The following is a 14,103-nucleotide window of genomic DNA, read 5'->3' on the forward strand; positions in this document are numbered from 1 at the left end:
GGCTGTCACAGTTGGGATCCGGTGCGGTGGGTTCTGAAATACGGGATGGACATACACCCAAGGTGGTGATGGTGACCGGTGCCAGCCGATTCTTCGGCGGCAACGTGGTCGCGCGTTTGGCCCAGGATCAGACCGTCGAACGCATCCTGGCCGTCGACACCATGACCCCGAGTCGTGATCTGCAACGACGCATGGGCCGCGCCGAATTCGTTCGCGCCGATATTCGAAATCCCTTGATTCGCAAGGTGATCGGCGGCAATGAGGTCGATACCGTCGTGCACGCCGCGATGCTCACGCATCCACCGGCCGGTGGTGGCCGGGCGGTGATGAAGGATCTCAACGTGCTCGGCGCCATGCAGCTGCTCGCGGTCTGTCAGAAATCGCCTTCGGTGCGGCGCGTGGTAGTGCGCTCGACCTCCGCGATCTACGGATGCAGTGCGAAGGATCCCGCGAAATTCACCGAAGAAATGAGCGCACGAACCCCACCGAGTGGTTGGTTTGCTCGCGACATGATCGAAATCGAAGGATTCGTCCGCGGACTCGCGCGGCGGCGTCCCGATATCGCCGCTTCGATTTTGCGTTTGGCGCCCATTGTCGGCCCGCGGTTGGCCCGGCGCGGTGTGCAGTATCTGCGTTCACCGGTCGCTCCGACGGTCCTCGGCCGCGATGCCAGGCTGCAGTTGCTGCACGAGGAGGACGCCATCGCCGCGATGGCGCATGCGGCCCGGCAGGCGCCCGGCGGCACCTACAACATCGCGGGGGACGGCGCACTGGTGTTGTCGCAGGCGATCCGGCGTGCGGGTCGGATCGAGCTGCCGATCCCATGGTCGGTCTTCCGTACCGCGGGCCGCGCGATCATGGGCCCGATCATGCGGGACTTCACCAGTGAGCAGATCGACTATTTCCACTTCGGCTGTGGCCTCGACACCACCCGTATGCGCACCGAACTCGGTTTCGTCCCGCGCTGGACCACGGTGCAGGCATTCGACGACTTTATTGGGGGCGCAGCGTCGCGGCCCGTCATCGATCCAGCATGGATCGATGCCGCAGAACATAAACTGCTCGGCCTGCTCGGGGCCGCTACGGGAGCACATACATGAATGACGTGGCGAAAGTCATCCAACTCCACGATCTGAATATCGAAACGCGCCAGCGGAACACGCCGCGGCGCTGGCCGGAGCCGGTGACCGGCGAGGTCGCGCCGAGCCAGGTGGTGACGTCGCTGACCGAACGTCTCGCGGCCGCCGAACCCCCGACGCCGCATTCGGTGTCGGACATGCTGCGCGGCGCCATCGGCAAGCAGATCCGCACCACCGCGGATTTCCTGCGCCGTCGGGTCACCGGCGACTATCAGGTCGACGAATTCGGCTTCGACGAGCATCTGCTCGAATCGTTGATCTTGCCCGCGCTGCGCCCGCTCTCGGATTATTGGTTCCGGGTGCAGGTCAACGGGATCGAGAACGTTCCGGAGGCAGGCGGTGCGCTGATCGTCGCCAACCATGCGGGCACCATTCCGCTCGACGGGCTGATGCTGCAACTGGCGATCCACGACCGGCATCCGAAGGAACGCGCGCTACGCCTGCTGGCCGCCGATCTCCTCTTCGAGACGCCGGTGCTCGGCGTGCTCGCCCGTAAGGCCGGGCACACCCTGGCCTGCCATCCGGATGCCGAAAGGCTTTTGCGTGCAGGCGAATTGACCGGCGTGTTCCCGGAGGGCTTCAAAGGCGTCGGCAAGCAGTTCACCGACCGCTACAAGCTGCAGCGCTTCGGTCGCGGCGGATTCGTCGCGGCGGCGGTGCGCACCGGCACGCCGATCATTCCGTGCTCGATCGTCGGCTCGGAGGAGATCTATCCGAAGCTGGCCGATATCAAGCCGCTCGCCCGGCTGCTCAATGTGCCGTATTTCCCGGTGACGCCGCTGTTCCCGCATCTGGGTCCGCTCGGCGCGCTGCCGCTGCCGTCGAAGTGGTACATCGAATTCGGCGAGCCCATCGCGACCACCGGCTACGAGGCCGAGGACGCGGACGATCCGATGACCATGTTCGAGGTCACCGATCAGGTCCGTGAAACCATTCAGCAGACCCTCTACAAACTGCTCACCAAGCGCCGCAACCCGTTCACGGGCTAGTGCTCGCGGCGCCGGGTGACGGCGGCGGCGACCGCGCCACCGGCGGCGCCGAGTGCCAGCGCGGTCGGCACGCCGATCTTGGCTGCCTTGCGTCCGGTGCGGAAATCACGGATCTCCCAGCCGCGGTTCTTCGCCACCTCGCGTAGGTCCGAATCCGGATTGATCGCCACCGCGGTGCCGACCAGTGACAGCATCGGCACATCGTTGTGGCTGTCGGAGTAGGCCGTACAACGCTTGAGGTTCAAGCCTTCTCGTACCGCCAGCGTGCGCACCGCATGCGCCTTGCCGAGTCCGTGCAGGATGTCGCCGACCAATCGCCCGGTGAACTTTCCGTCGACGCTCTCGGCGACCGTCCCGAGCGCGCCGGTGAGCCCGAGCCGCTTCGCGATCACCTGTGCCAGCTCGACCGGCGTCGCGGTCACCAGCCATACCTGCTGCCCGGCGTCCAGGTGCATCTGCGCCAAAGCCCTTGTGCCGGGCCAGATCTTGTCGGCGATGATCTCGTCGTAGATCTCCTCCCCGAGGGCGGCCAGTTCGGCGGTGGGGCGGCCCGCGATGAATGCCAGCGCCTTCTCCCGGCCCGCGGCCATATCGGTGCTGTTCTCCTTGCCGGTGACCCGGAACTTCACCTGCTTCCAGGCGACGTCCACCAGATCGGAGGTCTTGAAGTATTTGCGCGCGGCCAGGCCGCGGGCGAAATGCACGATCGACGCACCCTGCACCATGGTGTTGTCGACATCGAAGAATGCGGCCGCGGTCAGATCCCGCGGCACCTCGGGCCCGATGGCCTCGATATCGGCTTCGGCGAGTTCGGCATCGTGCAGCGACAGCGCCGCCTCGGCACTGGCCTCACCGGCCAGATTGGCCCGCAGCTCTTCCTCGCTCGGGCCGAAGGGGCTGCGAGAGATGCGCGCGAGCTGGTCCTGCAGACCCTGGCCGAGCCGACCCTGATTCCACCGCACCGGAAACTCACCGAATCGTCCCGCGATGAAACCTGCCCTTGCCACCTTCGATCGTTCCGGCACCAGTACCTCCGCCCGTCGCGCGAACCACAACCACATTAGCTGGCCGCGGTGACAGTTAAGGCACTACCGCGCGCTCCGATCGGGGCGTGGCGAGGGGATTTAATATCGGCCATGACCAATCCCACACATTCGGTGACACTGCTGACGAGATCGGGCTGCGGGCTCTGCGTCATCGCGTTCGAGCAACTCCGGGCGATCTGTGCCGATTTCGACATCGTGCCGTCGATCGTCGACGTGGACGAAGCCGCCGGAACCGACCCTGGCCTGCGCGCGGAGTACGGCGATCGGCTTCCCGTCGTGCTTCTGGACGGCCGTGAGCACAGCTATTTCGATGTCGACGAGCCCCGATTGCGGGCCGACTTGACTCGCTGAGCGATTGCTGATCCGGCCCGATTCGGCCGCGCTGCTGGTCGCGGCGGAAAATGAGGCCAAATTCACCGACTTTGTGAAGGGCTGCACAAGCGGTTACGGTGGTGGCACGCGACCCGCTCGCCGAGGCTGCGGATCCACCGCGTAATGAACCCAGCATTCCGAATACTTCGACCATGGCACCGGACCGCCCCGGGCACGAGGTCGAACGACGAACCGGACCTCGCCGGAGGCCGGAACGAGGAGCCGACGACGTGACAGAGCAGCATGAGGCGCCGAGTGGCGTCTCCGGCAGGGCTCTGCAGAAGGACATCCCCCAAGCCACCGTGGCGCGGCTGGCCACATATCTCCGGGTCTTGGCCATGTTGGCCGACGACGGTGTTGCCATCGTATCGAGTGAGGAACTGGCTGTCGCGGCGGGTGTCAATTCGGCCAAGTTGCGCAAGGACCTTTCCTTCCTCGGCCCCAACGGTGTTCGGGGTGTCGGCTATGACGTCGCCAAGTTGCGCACCAGGATCGAGGATGTGCTCGGGCTCTCGCAGGGACATCGGGTGGTACTGGTCGGCGCCGGAAATCTGGGCCGGGCCCTGGTCGGCTACGGCGGGTTCCGGCGCCGCGGCTTCACCGTGGTCGGCATGTTCGACTGCCACCCCGAGGTGATCGGCCGGTCGGTCGCCGGTCTGGTGGTGCGCGATGTCGCGGATCTGGCCCCGGCCATCGACGCCTTGAAGCCGACCATCGCGGTGATCACCGTGCCCGACGACGCGGCACAGGACGTTTGCGATCTGCTGGTCGCCTCCGGGCTGCAGTCGATTCTGAGCTTTGCTCCGTGTGAGCTGACCGCGCCGGAGACGGTGGAGGTGCGCCGGGTCGATCTGGCGGTCGAGTTGCAGATGCTGTCGTTCGAGACCGCACGCAATGCGCCGCCGCTGCCCGAGGTCGCGCACGCCGTTTCCGGCCGCATCGCCCACCGCGCGCCCGCGCACACTGCTGCCGGACATCCGGCGCTCAAGCACTCGACGTCCTCGCATTCGGCAACGGAGCCATCCAGCAAGGGATCGGTGGTCACACCATGAGTGAGCGCAGCGAACGAATCATGTGCCAGCGCGCTATGCGCATGACGCAGCCGAGCGCTAGCGAGGCGGAGTCATGAGCATTCTTCTAGTCGGGATTTCGCATCGCAGCGCGCCCGTCTCGATTCTGGAGAAGGTCGCGATCACCGACGCGGACCGGCCGAAACTGATCGATCGAATGCTCACCTCCAGCCATGTGTCCGAGGCGATGATCGTCTCCACCTGCAACCGTGTCGAGGTCTACGCCGTGGTGGACGCCTTCCACGGCGGCCTCGCCGAAGTCGGCGATTTGCTGACCAAACATTCCGGCCTCCCGCTGCCGGATCTGACCAAGCACGCCTACGTCCGCTACAGCGAGGCCGCCGCCGAACACCTCTTCGCGGTGGCCAGCGGCCTGGATTCGATGGTGATCGGCGAGCAGCAGGTGCTCAGCCAGATCCGCGGCGCCTACGCTTCCGCCGACGCTCAGCAGGCGGTCGGGCGGACTCTGCACGAACTCGCGCAGCACGCGCTGCGCGTCGGCAAGCGGGTGCATTCGGAGACCGGTATCGATCGGGCCGGTGCGTCGGTGGTCTCGGTGGCGCTGGATCGGGCGCAGCATGTGCTCGGCCCGCTCGCCGGGCAGACCGCCGTGGTGCTCGGGGCCGGGGCGATGGGCGGGCTCGCGGTCGCGCATCTGTCGAGGGCGGGCATCGGCCGCATCATCGTGGTGAATCGCACGTCGGCCAGGGCCAAGCGGCTCGCCGCGACCGCGCGCAGTCACGGTGTCGAGGCTCATTCGATGGAACTGTCGCGCCTGACCGAGGCGATGGCGGCCGCGGATGTCGTCATCACCTGTACCGGCGCGGTCGGCGCGGTGGTGACGCTGGCCGATACCCATCGCGCGCTCGCCGAACGCGAGCGCGCTAGCCAGGTGGAACGGCCGTTGGTGTTCTGTGATCTCGGTCTGCCGCGCGACGTCGAACACGCCGTAGCCGGACTGCCCGGTGTCACCGTCATCGATATCGAGACATTGCAGCGCGATCCGGCGGCCGGTGCGGCCGCCGACGATACCGCTGCCGCCCGCTCGATCGTCGCCGACGAACTCGCGAAATACCTTGCAGGCCAGCGCATGGCGGAAGTCACCCCGACCGTTGCCGCACTGCGGCAGCGCGCGGCCGAGGTGGTCGAGGCCGAATTGCTGCGGCTGGATTCCCGGCTGCCCGGACTGGCCGATCCGGAACGTAACGAGGTGGCGCGCACCGTGCGTCGCGTGGTGGACAAGTTGCTCCACGCGCCGACGGTGCGCGTCAAACAGTTGGCCTCCACCCCGGGCGGCGATACCTACGCCGAGGCGCTGCGGGAACTATTCGAGCTCAAACCCGGTGCGGCGCAAGCGGTCGCGGCTCCGATGGAACTCAGTTCGATCAGCGACGAGCATACGGCGATTCGCTTCTTCGGCGATGTTGCGGTCGACCAGGAAGCGATCGTCGGCGGCAGCGAGATCGCGCTGGCCGACGACTTCACCGCCGGACACCGCGGCGAAGAACAGGGGCACACGCCATGACAGTTGTGCAGGAAGAGGAAAACGTGACCGCAGGCAGCATTCGCGTGCCGTGGCGGATCGGCACCAGAGGCAGTTTGCTCGCCCTCACGCAGGCGGGCACCGTCCGCGACAACCTGATCGCGGCCGGACACGATGCGGAGCTGGTGGTCGTCAAGACCGCGGGCGATCTGTCCGCGGATCCGGTACAGCAGATCGGTGTCGGCGTCTTCACCTCGGCACTGCGCGACGAACTCGCCGCCGGAAAAATCGATATCGCGGTGCATTCGTACAAAGACCTGCCGACCGCACAGGATCCGCGCTTCACCATCGCCGCCATCCCGCCCCGCGAGGATCCGCGCGATGCACTGGTGGCGCGCGACGGTCTGGTGCTCGGTGAACTTCCCGCCGGTGCCAAGGTCGGCACCTCCGCGCCGCGCCGCGCCGCGCAGTTGCGTGCCCTCGGACTCGGTCTGGACATCGTGCCGTTGCGTGGCAATCTCGACACCCGGCTGCGCAAGGTCAGCGAGGGGGAGTTGGACGCGGTCGTGGTGGCCAGGGCCGGACTGGCCAGAATCGGTCGACTCGACGTGGTCACCGAGGCGCTGGAGCCGGTGCAGATGTTGCCCGCGCCCGCACAGGGTGCGTTGGCGGTCGAATGCCGCAGCGATGACAGCGAACTCATCAAGGCGCTGACCGAACTAGACGACGCCGCGACCCGTGCGTCCGTCATTGCCGAACGGTCGCTGCTGGCCGAACTGGAGGCCGGTTGCACCGTGCCGATCGGCGCGATCGCCGAGGTCGTCGAATCGCTCGACGATGACGGCAGAATTGTCGACGAACTCTCGCTGCGCGGTTGCGCGGCGGCCGTCGACGGCTCCGATGTATTGCGAGCCTCCGTGGTCGGCGCTCCCGAGCGCGCTGCGGAGCTCGGCCGCGAGTTGGCCCGGGAACTGCTCGATCTGGGCGCCCGTGAGTTGCTCAGCACGCCGGAAGCAGCGGTTAGTCCGCCCACTGACTTTTCCAATTCCAGCCCAATGGAGAACAGCCGATGAGCGAGCGAAGCGAGCGAATCAACTACACAGCGCCCCCGGCGATGGCCGTACCGAGCGCTAGCGAGGTACGGGCATGAGCCGAGCACACAAGAAGCATCCAGGACGGATCCTGTTTGTCGGGTCGGGGCCCGGCGACGCGGCACTGCTGACAGTGCGCGCGCGCGAGGTGCTGGGGCGGGCGACATTGGCATTCACCGATCCCGATGTCGACAAGGGCGTGCTCGCCCTCATCGGTATCGCGGTCGAGCCGGGCGAGGACGGTGAACGTCCGGTGGACGTGCGGCCCGCGCTCGGCGATCCCGCCGAGGTGGCCAAGACGCTGATCGCCGAGGCCCGCGGTGGCCACGACGTGGTCCGGGTGGTCGCGGGTGATCCGCTGACGACCGATTCGGTGATCGCCGAGGTCAATGCGGTGACGCGCTCGCATATGGTCTTCGAGGTGCTGCCGGGCCTGCCCAACGGTTCCGCGGTGCCGAGTTTCGCCGGTATCGCGCTCGGCTCCGGGCACACCGAGGCCGATGTGCGCGGTGAGGTCGACTGGGCCGCACTGGCCGCCGCGCCCGGCCCGCTGGTGCTGTCGGCGACCTCGGGTCATCTGGCCGAAACCGCGAGTGCGCTGGTCGAGCACGGTATGGCGCCGCAGACCCCGGTCGCGGTGACGGTGCGCGGCACCACCCGCCAGCAGCGCACCATCGAGGCCACCCTGGCCACGCTCAACAGTGCGGCCTCCGAACTGGTCGGCCCGCTGGTGGTGACCATCGGCAAGGTGGTCGCGCAGCGGTCGAAGATGTCGTGGTGGGAGTCGCGGGCGCTGTACGGCTGGACCGTGCTGGTCCCGCGCACCAAGGAGCAGGCATCCGAGATGAGCGAGCGGCTGGTCACCCACGGCGCCATTCCGATGGAGGTGCCGACCATCGCGGTCGAGCCGCCGCGCAGTCCGGCTCAGATGGAGCGCGCGGTCAAGGGTCTGGTCGACGGCCGCTACCAGTGGGTGGTGTTCACCTCCACCAATGCGGTGCGCGCGGTGTGGGAGAAGTTCGCCGAGTTCGGTTTGGACGCACGGGCCTTCTCCGGTGTGAAGATCGCCTGCGTCGGCGAGGCCACCGCGGATAAGGTGCGCTCGTTCGGCATCAACCCGGAGCTGGTGCCCAGTGGCGAGCAATCCTCCGAGGGCCTGCTCGCCGACTTCCCGCCCTACGACGACGTTTTCGACCCGGTGAACCGAGTCCTGTTGCCGCGCGCGGACATTGCCACCGAAACCCTGGCCGAGGGTCTGCGCGACCGCGGCTGGGAAATCGATGACGTGACCGCCTACCGCACGGTGCGCGCCTCGCCTCCGCCCGCTGAGACCCGCGAGATGATCAAGACCGGCGGCTTCGACGCGGTGCTGTTCACCTCGTCCTCCACGGTCCGCAATCTGGTCGGTATCGCGGGTAAGCCGCACGCGCGCACCATCGTTGCGTGCATCGGCCCGAAGACCGCCGAGACGGCCATCGAATTCGGTCTGCGCGTGGATGTGCAGCCGGAGGTCGCCCAGGTCGGTCCGCTGGTGGAGGCGCTGGCCGAGCATGCGGCCCGCCTGCGCGCCGAGGGCCTGCTGCCCCCGCCGCGCAAGAAGAGCCGCCGCAGCCGCTAGATATCCGTTGGCCTACCTGGTTGGGCGGCGAGAGTGCAGGCTGTTTCGAGCGACCTGCAAGCAGTCGCTAGCGCTAGCTCTCTCACCGCGCAACCCGGAGCCGCCGCAACTGTCGAGCTACTCCGTTGATCAGCGGCTGTAGCGCATCAGGGTCCGCACCAAACGGCAGGTGGCGTCGGACGGCGGGCGGATATCGATGAGTTCGGCTGTGCGCCGGATCCTTTCGTTGCTGGCTTGGCTCGGCAGATAGATCCCGGAGTCCAGCAGGGCGATGGTCAGGCGCATCGCCTTGAGTCGCCGATTGTGCGATATGTACCACTTGCGCGGTCGCCCGGCGGGCAGCGGCCGCTTCTGCAGCGGAACATAGGGTCGAACCGTGTTGTTTCGAGCGACCTGCAAGCAATCGCTAGCGGCGACCTTCGACTTCGGTGCGGTGTTGGGCACGGTGGCGTCCTCCCGTCGCAATCGGGAACCCGGAGCGATTCCCTCGAACACGTCTTCGATTTTACTACTGCCCACCGACAAAAATGCCCGCTCACAAGGGCTTTCGTACGCTGCGGCGATCTGGGCGCCCCCGGGTTCGAACCGAGAGCGCGGGCACGCGGTGCCCGTCCGTGAGACCGGTTATCCGGGCGGATGATTTGTTCGCGGGTGTGCGTTTCAGAGACCGTGTAGGAGTTCGAGCGCTTGGGGGTGGCGCAGGATTGCGGCGCGCTCGAGCCAGTAGCGGGCGTCCTTGTGCGCCTGCGCTTTTGCCGCGGGATTGTCTGTCTGCACAGGTTGCTCTCGCAGGAATCGCGCGAGCTGGAACATCGAATCAGCATCTCCCGCTTCGGCGCCGCGGCGCAACCACCGCTCGCCCTCGACCCGGTCGCCGTGGTCGAGGAAGATCGCGCCGAGTACGGCCATGGCATCGTCGCGACCGCGCCGGGCGGCCTCGGTCAACAGCGTGACCGCCCTTTCGATTTCACCGTCGCGCGCCAGATATACGCCGAGGGTGCGCATGGCCGTTGGACTTCCGGCGCGCACCGCGCGCTCGTACCAATGCCGCGCCTCATTATCGACACCGCGTCGACTCGCGACAACACCCATATTGCACAGCGCCTCGGGCAGCCCGTCCTCGGCCGCGGGCAGGAACCACAGCTCGGCAGTGTCGAGATTTCCGCGCTCCAGATACAACGTGCCCAATTGCTGATCCGCCCCCGGACAACCCGCCGCGATCGCGAATTCCAGCCATCGAATGGCATCCGAGATCCGACCATCGGCCGCGAGCAATGCGCCGAGCCCTGCCATGGCCGGTCCGCTGCCTCGAGCGGCGGCGCGGCGGAACCACTGCTCGGCCTCGGCCGTCTCACCCGCCTCCGATAGCCGCTGCGCCAACTGCACGATCACGCCCGAATCCCCGCCACGCGCCAGTCTCCGCAGACCTTCCCAATCGGTGCGTCGCCACGGGGGCGTCGCGAATTCGGTCATCGCCTACTCCTGGAACAAGACCGGCCGCTCCCCACCATCATCCGCCCCTCGCACCGCGCTCTTCGAGCACCGGTAAATCCCCGGTGACCGCCGGGTGGCCCGCAGTCTCGCGCAGCGGGCTTATCGAATCCTCGAGACATCCTTAACGGGATGACGTGGTGTGGCCCGCGCGATCCTTGGGCTGTGCGGCGACGACCTCGGATATATGGCGGGTTCGACGGTATTGGTCGGCGGCGGCCCGTTCGGCGGCGGAAAGATGCAGATGCCGCCGGGCTTCCCGGCGCCCTGATCCATTGGCGTACCCGCCGCTTGCGACTCGTATTCGGGCCGGGCGTATCGTGCGGTTATGACCGGATTGGACCGCCCGCGGCGGTTGCGCCGTACCCCCGCCCTGCGTCGTCTCGTGGCCGAAACAACTCTCGAGCCACGGCAATTGGTGCTGCCGATGTTCGTCGCCGACGGACTGGACGAGCCGCGCGAGATCGGCTCCATGCCGGGTGTGCTGCAGCATTCGATGGATTCGCTGCGCAAGGCGGCGGTCGAGGCGGTCACCGCGGGCGTGGGCGGGCTGATGCTCTTCGGTGTGCCGCGGCCCGAGGACAAGGACGCCACCGGCAGCAGGGCCAGCGATCCCGACGGCATTCTCAACCGGGGTCTGCGCGCGCTCGCCGACGAGGTCGGCGATTCGACGGTGGTCATGGCCGATACCTGTCTCGACGAATTCACCGATCACGGGCACTGCGGCGTGTTGTCCGCGGACGGTGCCGTCGATAACGACGCCACCCTGCACCGCTACGTGGAGATGGCGCTCGCGCAGGCCGAAGCCGGTGCGGATCTGCTCGGTACCAGCGGCATGATGGACGGTCAGGTCGGCGCGATCCGGCGCGGGCTGGACGCGGTCGGGCGCACCGATACCGGCATCCTCGCCTACGCGGCGAAGTACGCCTCGGCGTTCTACGGTCCGTTCCGCGAGGCGGTCGCCTCCTCGCTGGAAGGGGATCGGCGCAGTTACCAGCAGGATCCGGCGAACCGTCGCGAGGCGATCCGGGAACTGCAACTGGATCTGGCCGAGGGCGCGGACATCGTGATGGTCAAGCCGGCGATGTCGTATCTGGACATCCTGCGCGATGTCGCCGATCAATCGACGGTGCCGGTGGCCGCGTATCAGATCTCGGGCGAATACGCGATGATCACCGCCGCCGCCCAGCGCGGCTGGATCGACCGCCGCGCCGCCATCCTGGAATCGCTGATCGGCATCCGCCGGGCCGGCGCGGATATGGTGCTCACCTACTGGGCGACCGAGGCCGCGCACTGGCTGTCGTGACGAATCCGCCCAGACCCGAGGCGCCGGGTTCGGAGTCCGGCAGTCCGAAGTCGGTCGAGTCGGAATCGGTGAGCCCGGAATCGCCCACAGCGCCGTCATCCTCCGAGTCGGAGGGTTCGAAGTCGCCGGATCGCGAGTCGGACGGGGCGAAGTCGCTCGGTTCGAATCCGCAAGGGCCGGATACTGCGGGACCGAATCCCGCGTCACTGCCTGAGGGCACGCATCCAACCGAGGCGTATCCGCCTGGGTCGCGGGGCACCGAGTCGGCCGGGGCGTGGCCGCAGGGGGCCGAGGCGCCCGGGACGGCTGATTCGAATACGCATGGCGCGACTCCGGCGGGGGCGCATCCGCCCGGCTCGAGTCCTGCGGGAGCGCAAACCGACGGCCCTAGTGCGGCGGGCGCGCATCCGCCCGGCTCGAGTGCGGTGGGGGCGCATCCGCTCGGCTCGAGTGCGGTGGGGGCGCATCCGTCCGGCTCGAGTCCGACGGCAGCGCATCCGCCCGGACCGTATCCGCAGGGCGCGATTCCGCCGATGCCGTATCCGCCTGGGGTGTATCCACCGGGCGCGTACCCGCGCGGGCCCGTTGTCGGGCCGCCGCAGCCGCGGCCGGAACCGCCGGAGGATATTCGGACGGCGCGGCAATTGTGGTGGGGTGTAATCGGATTCGGCATTCTGCAGATGGTCGGGTCGGTTATCGCGGCTTTTCAGCAGCGCAAGGATTTCGCGCAGAAGATGTTCGACCAGGTGCACGTCGGCGATCCGAATTTCACAATGGCCAATGCGGAGCTGATGGTCTCGTTGGCCTTCGTGGTCGCTGTGGTGATCGGGTTGGCGCTGGCCGCATTCGCCTTGCTGTTCGTGCACCAGTTCGTGCGCGGAAAGCTATGGGCACGGACGCTTTTGACCGCTGTGGGTGTCTGGTTGGTGCTGGTCGCGGTCGGCACACTGTTCGCGCTGGAAGCGGTGACCGGAGCGGCCTCGCTGGTAGCCGGTGCGGCGGCGATCGTGCAGGGCGTGCTGGCGGCGGGTGCGGTGTATCTGAGTCACCGTCCGGACTCGACCGCGTACTTCCAGATGAATCGCAGGTGAACGAACGCTGGAGCCGTCCGCGAGTTTGTCAAGAAATCGGCAGCATGTATCGTGAGGGTTGTCACAGAGGACATGGGAACCGGAAGTCATTTGTTACACGTTGTCTTACGTTTTGTAAGTACGTCGACCAGATGGCTCCGGGAGATCGGAGGCATCGATGCGAGTGGTGATCCAACAGCCGCAGAGCATTCGACGAGATCTGCTTGTACTGAGCCTGCTGGTCCTGTTTGCGTTGATCACCGTCGCGCTGCTGATCCTGCCCGGCGCGGTCGGCTGATCCAGGACCGGGTGTCGATTCCCGTCGCCGTGCTCGACTGGCCCTTTCGAGCGACCTGCAAGCAGTCGCCAGCGGCCGGGAGCATGGTGTGACGGATTCCGCGGATGGCGCGACCATCCTGTTCGCCGAACCGGGCGCGCGGTGGCGTTCGGTGGCCTACGGGCCGTTGCTGTGTCTGATCGTGTTGATGCTGGAATTGGTGAGCGCTGATCAGGTGCACTGGTTCGCTCTCATTTTCTGTGCCGCGCTGATCGCGGGTTTCGTTGTGCTGCAGGTGATCGCCGGGCAGCGGCATGTGAGCGTCGAGTTGACCCCCGACACGCTGCGCGAGGGCACCGAGACCCTGCCGCTGGCGTCCATCGCAGCGGTGCTGCCCGAGCGGGACGAGGACTCCTGGGATGATGAGGATTGGGAATCGGCGCGCTCGCTCGGCGAATTGAGTGGCGTGCCACGCCGGCGCAAGGGCGTCGGGCTGCGGCTCGTCGGTGGTGAACTGGTGCAGGCGTGGGCGAAGGATCACCGGGGACTGCGGGCCGCGCTCACCGAAGCGCTCGGCGGGACCGATGCCGACCTGCCTACGCGGACCGAGGAAACCGAAGACAGCGAGAACGGAGCGGATCGTTGACGCGCTTGATTGCGCTCGGTGACCGGATGCTTGCGGCACTGGTCGAGTTGACACTCGCGCTCGGGTGCGCGGTTCTCACGGTGGTGAGTTGGCGCAACGGGCTGATCACCACCACCTTCGCGCCGTCGGGTGACGTGCCCGGCTTCGATTCCACCCGCTACAGCGCTCCGTGGTTGGTGCTCGCCGCTTTCCTGGTCATGGTGGCCGGCGTGCTCGCGATCGATGCCTTCGCGCGCACGGTGCGTGCCGCGCGTTCGCGCTGAACCAGGGCAATCACCGGCGATCTGGATCGCCGCACCAGTTTGTTCGCGAATTTCGCGGGAACATCGCAGGCATGATGCCGACAATTCCATCGTTTTCGCTACTGAATCTGCTGCCGGTTCCGTTGGCCTGTCTGCTGACAACCGGTTTCGTCGGGCTCTGCTTGGGCGTCACCTCGTAGCGCCGCACCTCGGGCGCAACGGCGATCCGAGAGGTGCCCTGGCGCATCGGCCGCGACTGCACT

Annotated in this window: 15 protein-coding genes; 12 read left to right on the top strand and 3 right to left on the bottom strand. The window is 67.1% G+C overall.

Going from position 1 to position 14,103, the window contains the following annotated elements; translation table 11 throughout:
* The first annotated feature begins 68 nt into the window (after positions 1-68).
* Together ACFYOW_RS34990 and ACFYOW_RS34995 are read left to right on the top strand one after the other, a co-directional pair.
* A complete protein-coding gene (locus ACFYOW_RS34990) occupies positions 69-1,100 on the top strand; it encodes an NAD-dependent epimerase/dehydratase family protein (RefSeq protein ID WP_387294470.1) in 1,032 nt (343 codons plus the stop codon).
* Positions 1,097-2,128, top strand: coding sequence for a lysophospholipid acyltransferase family protein (locus ACFYOW_RS34995; protein WP_387294338.1), 1,032 nt, complete (start codon positions 1,097-1,099; stop codon positions 2,126-2,128). Before ACFYOW_RS34990 ends, ACFYOW_RS34995 begins: the two co-directional genes overlap by 4 nt.
* Here ACFYOW_RS34995 and ACFYOW_RS35000 read toward each other — a convergent pair.
* Complete coding sequence (locus tag ACFYOW_RS35000; protein ID WP_157124690.1) at positions 2,125-3,135, bottom strand: HAD family phosphatase; 1,011 nt, start codon at positions 3,133-3,135, stop codon at positions 2,125-2,127. The two genes, ACFYOW_RS34995 and ACFYOW_RS35000, sit on opposite strands and share 4 nt — an antisense overlap.
* A 129-nt stretch (positions 3,136-3,264) precedes the next feature.
* On the opposite strand from ACFYOW_RS35000, the gene ACFYOW_RS35005 reads away from it, so the two are divergent.
* From ACFYOW_RS35005 to ACFYOW_RS35025, 5 genes are all read left to right on the top strand, one after another.
* Positions 3,265-3,525, top strand: coding sequence for a glutaredoxin family protein (locus tag ACFYOW_RS35005; RefSeq protein ID WP_387294339.1), 261 nt, complete (start codon positions 3,265-3,267; stop codon positions 3,523-3,525).
* 251 nt (positions 3,526-3,776) lie between these two features.
* Positions 3,777-4,598, top strand: coding sequence for a redox-sensing transcriptional repressor Rex (locus ACFYOW_RS35010; protein ID WP_387294340.1), 822 nt, complete (start codon positions 3,777-3,779; stop codon positions 4,596-4,598).
* Between the two features lie 73 nt (positions 4,599-4,671).
* Positions 4,672-6,141 (top strand): glutamyl-tRNA reductase, encoded by a 1,470-nt coding sequence (locus ACFYOW_RS35015; RefSeq protein WP_387294341.1) that lies wholly within the window; start codon positions 4,672-4,674, stop codon positions 6,139-6,141.
* The gene (gene hemC, locus ACFYOW_RS35020) at positions 6,138-7,172 is read left to right on the top strand and encodes a hydroxymethylbilane synthase (RefSeq protein WP_387294342.1); all 1,035 of its coding nucleotides are present in this window, start codon (positions 6,138-6,140) and stop codon (positions 7,170-7,172) included. The genes ACFYOW_RS35015 and hemC overlap by 4 nt, the downstream gene beginning before the upstream one ends.
* 73 nt (positions 7,173-7,245) lie before the next feature.
* Positions 7,246-8,808 (top strand): uroporphyrinogen-III synthase, encoded by a 1,563-nt coding sequence (locus tag ACFYOW_RS35025; RefSeq protein WP_387294343.1) that lies wholly within the window; start codon positions 7,246-7,248, stop codon positions 8,806-8,808.
* Positions 8,809-8,937: 129 nt separating this feature from the next.
* On the opposite strand, the gene ACFYOW_RS35030 is transcribed toward ACFYOW_RS35025, so the two are convergent.
* A complete protein-coding gene (locus ACFYOW_RS35030; RefSeq protein WP_387294344.1) occupies positions 8,938-9,303 on the bottom strand; it encodes a hypothetical protein in 366 nt (121 codons plus the stop codon).
* A 165-nt stretch (positions 9,304-9,468) separates the two neighbouring features.
* Positions 9,469-10,281: a tetratricopeptide repeat protein gene (locus ACFYOW_RS35035; RefSeq protein ID WP_387294345.1), complete on the bottom strand. Its 813-nt coding sequence runs from the start codon at positions 10,279-10,281 to the stop codon at positions 9,469-9,471.
* A gap of 160 nt (positions 10,282-10,441) precedes the next feature.
* Between ACFYOW_RS35035 and ACFYOW_RS35040 the strand changes: the two genes are divergently transcribed.
* From ACFYOW_RS35040 to ACFYOW_RS35060, 5 genes are all read left to right on the top strand, one after another.
* Positions 10,442-10,570: a hypothetical protein gene (locus ACFYOW_RS35040; RefSeq protein ID WP_387294346.1), complete on the top strand. Its 129-nt coding sequence runs from the start codon at positions 10,442-10,444 to the stop codon at positions 10,568-10,570.
* Between the two features lie 57 nt (positions 10,571-10,627).
* Complete coding sequence (hemB, locus tag ACFYOW_RS35045; protein ID WP_387294347.1) at positions 10,628-11,605, top strand: porphobilinogen synthase; 978 nt, start codon at positions 10,628-10,630, stop codon at positions 11,603-11,605.
* The gene (locus tag ACFYOW_RS35050; RefSeq protein ID WP_387294348.1) at positions 11,602-12,696 is read left to right on the top strand and encodes a hypothetical protein; all 1,095 of its coding nucleotides are present in this window, start codon (positions 11,602-11,604) and stop codon (positions 12,694-12,696) included. Before hemB ends, ACFYOW_RS35050 begins: the two co-directional genes overlap by 4 nt.
* A gap of 365 nt (positions 12,697-13,061) precedes the next feature.
* Positions 13,062-13,598: a hypothetical protein gene (locus ACFYOW_RS35055; RefSeq protein ID WP_387294349.1), complete on the top strand. Its 537-nt coding sequence runs from the start codon at positions 13,062-13,064 to the stop codon at positions 13,596-13,598.
* A complete protein-coding gene (locus ACFYOW_RS35060; RefSeq protein ID WP_387294350.1) occupies positions 13,595-13,861 on the top strand; it encodes a hypothetical protein in 267 nt (88 codons plus the stop codon). The genes ACFYOW_RS35055 and ACFYOW_RS35060 overlap by 4 nt, the downstream gene beginning before the upstream one ends.
* The last annotated feature ends 242 nt before the right edge of the window (positions 13,862-14,103 follow it).

The sequence above is a fragment of the Nocardia sp. NPDC006982 genome (assembly GCF_042869435.1).
GTDB lineage: Bacteria > Actinomycetota > Actinomycetes > Mycobacteriales > Mycobacteriaceae > Nocardia.

What these genes read in the sequence shown, in the direction of transcription:
- ACFYOW_RS34990 (WP_387294470.1), top strand. Translation starts at nt 69, where the DNA reads ATGGTGACCGGTGCCAGCCGATTCTTCGGCGGCAACGTGGTCGCGCGT.
- ACFYOW_RS34995 (WP_387294338.1), top strand. Translation starts at nt 1,097, where the DNA reads ATGAATGACGTGGCGAAAGTCATCCAACTCCACGATCTGAATATCGAA.
- ACFYOW_RS35005 (WP_387294339.1), top strand. Translation starts at nt 3,265, where the DNA reads ATGACCAATCCCACACATTCGGTGACACTGCTGACGAGATCGGGCTGC.
- ACFYOW_RS35015 (WP_387294341.1), top strand. Translation starts at nt 4,672, where the DNA reads ATGAGCATTCTTCTAGTCGGGATTTCGCATCGCAGCGCGCCCGTCTCG.
- hemC (WP_387294342.1), top strand. Translation starts at nt 6,138, where the DNA reads ATGACAGTTGTGCAGGAAGAGGAAAACGTGACCGCAGGCAGCATTCGC.
- ACFYOW_RS35025 (WP_387294343.1), top strand. Translation starts at nt 7,246, where the DNA reads ATGAGCCGAGCACACAAGAAGCATCCAGGACGGATCCTGTTTGTCGGG.
- ACFYOW_RS35035 (WP_387294345.1), bottom strand. Translation starts at nt 10,281, where the DNA reads ATGACCGAATTCGCGACGCCCCCGTGGCGACGCACCGATTGGGAAGGT.
- hemB (WP_387294347.1), top strand. Translation starts at nt 10,628, where the DNA reads ATGACCGGATTGGACCGCCCGCGGCGGTTGCGCCGTACCCCCGCCCTG.